General features: G+C 40.8%; 6 protein-coding genes. 3 read left to right on the top strand and 3 right to left on the bottom strand.

The genetic code is table 11. The features are described from left to right. Positions 1-533: 533 nt before the first annotated feature. From AC2FA3_RS09995 to AC2FA3_RS09985, 3 genes are all read right to left on the bottom strand, one after another. On the bottom strand, positions 534-1085 hold the full coding sequence (locus AC2FA3_RS09995; protein WP_490509421.1) for a hypothetical protein: 552 nt from the start codon (positions 1083-1085) through the stop codon (positions 534-536). Between the two features lie 290 nt (positions 1086-1375). Next, positions 1376-2293, bottom strand: a complete 918-nt coding sequence (pssA, locus tag AC2FA3_RS09990) for a CDP-diacylglycerol--serine O-phosphatidyltransferase (RefSeq protein WP_490509420.1) — start codon at positions 2291-2293, stop codon at positions 1376-1378. A gap of 10 nt (positions 2294-2303) precedes the next feature. Next, a complete protein-coding gene (locus AC2FA3_RS09985; protein ID WP_490509419.1) occupies positions 2304-3179 on the bottom strand; it encodes a 23S rRNA (adenine(2030)-N(6))-methyltransferase RlmJ in 876 nt (291 codons plus the stop codon). A 140-nt stretch (positions 3180-3319) separates the two neighbouring features. Between AC2FA3_RS09985 and AC2FA3_RS09980 the strand changes: the two genes are divergently transcribed. From AC2FA3_RS09980 to dapE, 3 genes are all read left to right on the top strand, one after another. Beyond that, the gene (locus AC2FA3_RS09980) at positions 3320-4075 is read left to right on the top strand and encodes a 2OG-Fe(II) oxygenase (protein WP_490509418.1); all 756 of its coding nucleotides are present in this window, start codon (positions 3320-3322) and stop codon (positions 4073-4075) included. 57 nt (positions 4076-4132) lie between these two features. Beyond that, the gene (locus AC2FA3_RS09975) at positions 4133-4597 is read left to right on the top strand and encodes a hypothetical protein (protein WP_490509417.1); all 465 of its coding nucleotides are present in this window, start codon (positions 4133-4135) and stop codon (positions 4595-4597) included. Positions 4598-4704: 107 nt separating this feature from the next. Beyond that, the gene (gene dapE, locus AC2FA3_RS09970; RefSeq protein ID WP_490509416.1) at positions 4705-5904 is read left to right on the top strand and encodes a succinyl-diaminopimelate desuccinylase; all 1200 of its coding nucleotides are present in this window, start codon (positions 4705-4707) and stop codon (positions 5902-5904) included. The last annotated feature ends 96 nt before the right edge of the window (positions 5905-6000 follow it).

The following is a 6000-nucleotide window of genomic DNA, read 5'->3' as shown; positions in this document are numbered from 1 at the left end:
CCACACTAGTTGTTCTTTAGTTATGCTTTTAAATAGTGTCAAGCTACTGTCGTCCAGTAGTTGATATATAGGGTATTTCTCTTTGCTAGTCAGTCTAAGTTAAGAACTTATCCTATCTAGCGAGCCGACTATCATATCACAATGGATTGGTTTGTCAAGCTTTTTTATAAATTGTTTCAGTAAGTTAGTCAGGTTTGTTATATGTAATTCACATATAAGTTATTCCGTTTGTCTTAATGAGGTGCGTATTATAGACGTTTAAACAGTTAAGTCAAGAGGTAAGTTTATTTAGTTTTAAAGTTTTTATCTGCACTACCTTGGTAGTGGATTGAAACTGTAAAACTATCGGCTGATTGGTGAATAGCTTAGTTAATAACTGGCTATTATAATAAGTGGTCAACCACTTCCCAAGTCATCCTTCCCTTTCGACTAGGGCGCATTATACGCGGTTTTATAAGGGGGTCAAGGGGGTTTGGAGAATAAATCTATAATTCTTTAATAGTCTTTAATCTATCTATAAATATATGACTTCTTTAAGGGCAAAGATTTTTACTCCATTTCCCTATTTTGTTACCGCGAAGACATTGATATTGAACCCCATACTGCACCCACTGCCAATTTAAATCAGACGACTTACCTTTTAACGCAAAGCTAATACGATAACGTTCCGCGCTAACACTATCATCCATTAGACCAGAGCGGGTAACAACAACAACAGCTGTCTTAGGCTGTGATTTTGACGGATAGTAAAAAGCTTGTGCCAAATCATAGTCAGCATCTACTTCATTAATACTGCTATTGATGAGTTTAAGCTTTTCAAGTCCACAAGTAATCAGTCCTTTTTTCATAGAACACGGCGCTGATGCAGAAGTAACGGCGCCACCATTAATATTTAAATGATAAAAGTTAGCAGGATTGGCCGCTTCAGCGCGAGATATGGGACTGACTAAGTTGCTAGTAGCTGCATGTGAAGATAGTGAAACGAATGACAACGACAGTAAAGCACTTGCCATTAACCCTTTTAGCAGATACGATGAGATATTTGAGACAGGCAATAGACGATTAAAACTAGGTAAGTTCAGCATAATAACCTCGACTTTGACTATATGAAGTCATAGAAATACCAATGCTAGAATGATACTTTTTAAAACGATACTTCAATATTGAATGAAGAATCTATACCATAGCACTTTATAAGGCATCCTATTAAAATTCATTCTTAGTCTTTTGTATTAAACCCCTCTACTTATATTCTGAACTTTCAATCTTATTATTTATCCTATAAATATTTCCCACAAAAAAACCGCCTATTAAAAAATAGGCGGTTCGTATGTGCATGTCTTAAGCTAAAATCTACTATAAAGCAGTCATAGCGTTAACTGCTAACTTTGGTTTGTAAGGTAGTAACAATACCTGACAAGGCATAAATAACACCAATCGCTAAGATGCCCACAGGGATATCATATAAGATGATACTCATCACCAATACACCAATGATAAGCACCACGAATGGTACTTTCTTTTTATCGAACTCTTTAAAGCTATAGTATTTGACGTTACTGACCATCAATAAGCCGCAGATAACGACCCAAGCGGCAAATAAGAACATAACGCCAGTATCGTATTGTCCGATCCATTCATTATGATCGACCGCAACCATCACCGCTGCTGTAACTAATATAGCAGCGAGCGGACTTGCCAAGCCGACAAAGTACTTTTTATCGACAATACCAACTTGAACGTTAAAACGCGCGAGGCGGAAAGCGGCGCAAGCGGTAAAGACAAAAGCGCAACCAAGACCAATCCGACCTAAAGGCTCTAAAGCAAAGCTATATATTAAAATCGCAGGTGCAACGCCAAAAGCTAGCATATCAGCGAGTGAGTCGTACTGCTCGCCAAAAGGGCTTTGCGCATTGAGCATACGCGCAACTCGCCCGTCAGCACCATCAAGGATCGCGGATAAGAAAATCGCCAGTGATGCTTTATAAAACTCGCCTTGGGTACTGGCTAAAATAGAATAGAAACCGGATAGTAACGATAAAGTCGTGATGAGATTGGGTGCTAAATATACACCGCGACTGACCACGCGCTTGCCTTCAGCGACTTCTGCTTCAATCACCTCAAAGGTTAAGCCATCATAATTGTCATTATCCGCTAGGCGAATATTGAACTCATGCTCATCGACAAAAGGCGGCTGAGTGGCAGCGCTATCTTGTAATAGTGGCTCTTTTACCAAACCGTCATTCATAACCTTGTCGGTTACTAAGCTATTTGATGAGTGATCAGTCGTCATAACGATATCCTTATTCGCCAACCAGCCAGCGGACATTAGTAGCACTGTCTGCAGACAAGTCTGGCGCATCTTCAACTTTTAACACCGGTTGTAAAAAGCGTAATATCTCACGCGCATGATTGTCAAACTGCCAAGGCGGATTGATAATCAGTAGACCTGTACCATTCAGACCGACGGCGATATCGTTAGGATATATATTAAGCTCACAGACCAATTGACGTCTCATCTCGGTACGCTTAAGCTTTTTGTAGAACAGCTCAACCGCTTCGATGTTTTTAATGGGATACCATAACGCATAAGTGCCTTGTGGCCATTTCTCATAAGAGGCGACTAATAGATTAATCAGGCGGGTAAAGTCTTTGTGCTCTTGCTCGTAAGGAGGATCAAGGAAAATCAGACCGCGCTTCTCTTTCGGCGGAATAACGGCAGCGATACCTTCAAACGCATTACGATGATGAATACCAATTGGCAATTTATGCAGCTGATAATTCAGTGCATCATACTCACTGGCTTTGGCCTCAAACGCTTCGCCGCGCACGCCGGCATCTGGATTTTTCTCCACATGATGCGCAATCCACCACGGCGAACCGGGATAGACTTTTTTGTCATAAGTGAAACGCGCTTGCTTAATGCCTTCCATATAGTCTTTGACTGCCGTCGGTGCTTTTTCGACGTCAGCTTTTACCAAGGCTTGGATACCGCCTTTGGATTCACCTGTTTTGCGCGCCTCTTCACTGCCGAGCGAATACAGTCCTCGACCGCCATAAGCATCAAGCACATAAAAAGGTTTGTTTTTTTGCCCCATTTGATTCAGTAGTTGTACCAATAAAATGTGTTTTACGACATCGGCAAAGTTACCGGCGTGATAGGCGTGTTTATAATTCATAAGATCAAAAGTTTAAATAAGAAAAATTGCATCTATGGTAGCATAGACAGGGTAAAAGATAACGATGGTTTTGGTAAAAAGGCATGGATTGGCTGTGTATTGACAGCGAATGGCATGTTTATTGATAACGGCGAGACAAAATGACGCAGATTATTAGCAATCTTGAGGTGACACAGCTAGTCGTTGAGAATCCGATTGGACAACACAATCCTCCATTACTGTTTCCTCATGATGGCGACGATAGCCAAAAGCCGCCGACTCAGCACGTATTAGCGTTATCCGATTTTGATGTCGATTGGCAAAATAAGCTGACCGATGAACAGCTGGATAAATTTGTAGATGATGGCTGGATGATTATTAATGAAGTATTTGAAAATCAAGCACTATTAGCCTTGCAGTCCGAGAGCGGTTTTATTGACTATCGTGACGCAGAGTTGACGGCTGGTATTCGGGTCAGCGATATTCGCGGTGATCGGATTCGCTGGATTACCGAAAACTTCTTTGCAGGGTTTTACTATCTGCAAAGTATCAATACGCTTGCCGCTTTGTTTAATCGCAGTTTGTTTGCCGGTATTCGCCATAGTGAGGCGCATTATGCTTGTTATCCAGTAGGTTTTGGCTATCAATGGCATAGCGATAATCCGGCTGGACGTGATGAGCGCGTTATCTCGGCGGTGTTTTATCTTAATGATGATTGGAGTGATAGTGACGGCGGCGTATTAGAAATAGTCGATAAGCATGGTGTCCATCATAATGTCATGCCTGTTGCCAATCGGCTTGTGATATTTGATAGTGACCTACAACATCAAGTACAAATCGCTCATCGTCAGCGATATTCTATCGCGACTTGGATGCGCCGTGATGGTCTGGTGCCTTTTGTTGAAGACAATATTTAAAATTCATCAGCTATTACTTTTACTTTAAATAAGCCTTGTTAATTAAGGATAATGACAATGCATAAAACCTTATTTAGAAGCTTACTCTTAATTGTTATGTTTCCTCTAATTGTTAGCTGCGAGACGCTTAATCATCAAGCCCCTACTCAACAACACAATGAGTTCTTTTTTACCTATTATTTACCGAAGTCCACTCCTGAAAAACCTCTAATAATTAATCCGACCGCTATTACTACTGAATTCAAATATGAGGACGAGTGTCTACTTGCATTTGACGGAAGCAGATGGATGACACCCGTATTTCCCGAAGGACAAGCAACTTTTGATAGTCATTATAAGACTTTAAAATTATTAGGAACAAGTTATAAAATGGGTGATGTCATTTCTGCAGGTGGCTATGTGCGTGCTTACAACAGTGACAAAGTTAAAAACTATAGTAATACGCCAGCCGAAAAGTGCATTACAGAGTATCTGGCAATATATTACGGCGATTATGAGAAAATTTACTTGAATAAAAACTAAAGTTATTTTGACCATCAGAGTTGATAAACATCAGCATTAGATAAATCTTATAAAAATAAGCCAGATTTTATCACAAGAAACATTAAATCAACTTATCTAGGAATGTCATGAGTTCAGAAAATAATAGTAAAACCCATCAACAACAAACTTTAGAATTAAGTATCGCCCTACTTGAACGTCCTTCTGTCACCCCAGATGATGATGGCTGCCAAGATATATTATCAGAGCGCTTGCAACAAGCAGGGTTTGACTGTGAGTTTATGTATTACGGTGATAGACAGGCAAAAGGCGAGCACGCTGAAGTCAAAAACTTATGGGCGCGCCGTGGCACCACTGATCCAGTTATTTGTTTTGCTGGTCATACCGACGTCGTTCCAACGGGCGATGAAAAAAATTGGACTTATCTGCCATTTACTCCAACCATTGCAGACGGTTATTTATGGGCGCGCGGTGCTGCTGATATGAAAACTGGCATTGCCGCATTTACCATTGCCGCTGAGCGTTTTGTTGCCAATTATCCTCAACATAATGGCTCGATAGCATTTCTAATCACATCAGATGAAGAAGGTCCGTCCATCAATGGTACGGTCAAAGTCATAGAGACCTTAGAAGCGCGCAATGAAAAAATCACCTATTGTCTTGTTGGTGAGCCATCAAGCACTGATACGCTGGGCGATATCATTAAGAATGGTCGCCGCGGTTCATTGGGTGCAGAGCTTATCGTCACTGGTAAACAAGGTCATGTAGCCTACCCGCATCTGGCTTGCAATCCTATTCATGCAACGATGGCAGCATTAGCAGAGCTTACGGCGGCGACTTGGGATAATGGCAATGACTACTTCCCTGCAACTTCCCTGCAAATCTCAAATATCAATGGCGGTACAGGTGCAACCAATGTCATTCCTGAAACGCTAAAGGTTGTCTTTAATTTCCGCTTTTCTACAGAAACAAGCGAAGATGAGCTAAAAGCAAAAACTCATGCTATCTTTGATAAATATTTTGATAACAGTAAAGCTAGCTATGATATTCATTGGAAATTATCCGGTCAGCCATTTTTAACTCCTGAAGGTAAATTGGTCTCGGCATGCCAGCAAGCAATCAAATCTGTGACTGGAACCGATACGACATTATCAACTTCTGGCGGCACCTCAGATGGACGCTTTATCGCGCCAACAGGTGCGCAAGTTGTTGAGCTTGGCGTACGTAATGCCACCATTCATCAGATCGATGAAAAGGTGGAAGTAGATGATTTGGGGAAATTAGCACAGATTTATGAAAAGATTTTAGAGAATTTGCTGCTTGATTAAACGTAAACGATAAAAACAAAAAAGCGCCATCTGAATTAGATTTGGCGCTTTTTTATTATGATTTTTTAACTAAATAACCGTTTAACAGCTTAGTGT

The organism is Janibacter sp. CoH_79_TC_3, assembly GCF_058197955.1.
Note: the sequence above shows the minus strand (reverse complement) of the source record. Positions and strands in the feature narration are given on the sequence as shown.

Coding starts and splice junctions, on each gene's coding strand:
- AC2FA3_RS09995 (WP_490509421.1), bottom strand. CDS start 1,085: ATGCTGAACTTACCTAGTTTTAATCGTCTATTGCCTGTCTCAAATATC.
- pssA (WP_490509420.1), bottom strand. CDS start 2,293: ATGACGACTGATCACTCATCAAATAGCTTAGTAACCGACAAGGTTATG.
- AC2FA3_RS09985 (WP_490509419.1), bottom strand. CDS start 3,179: ATGAATTATAAACACGCCTATCACGCCGGTAACTTTGCCGATGTCGTA.
- AC2FA3_RS09980 (WP_490509418.1), top strand. CDS start 3,320: ATGACGCAGATTATTAGCAATCTTGAGGTGACACAGCTAGTCGTTGAG.
- AC2FA3_RS09975 (WP_490509417.1), top strand. CDS start 4,133: ATGCATAAAACCTTATTTAGAAGCTTACTCTTAATTGTTATGTTTCCT.
- dapE (WP_490509416.1), top strand. CDS start 4,705: ATGAGTTCAGAAAATAATAGTAAAACCCATCAACAACAAACTTTAGAA.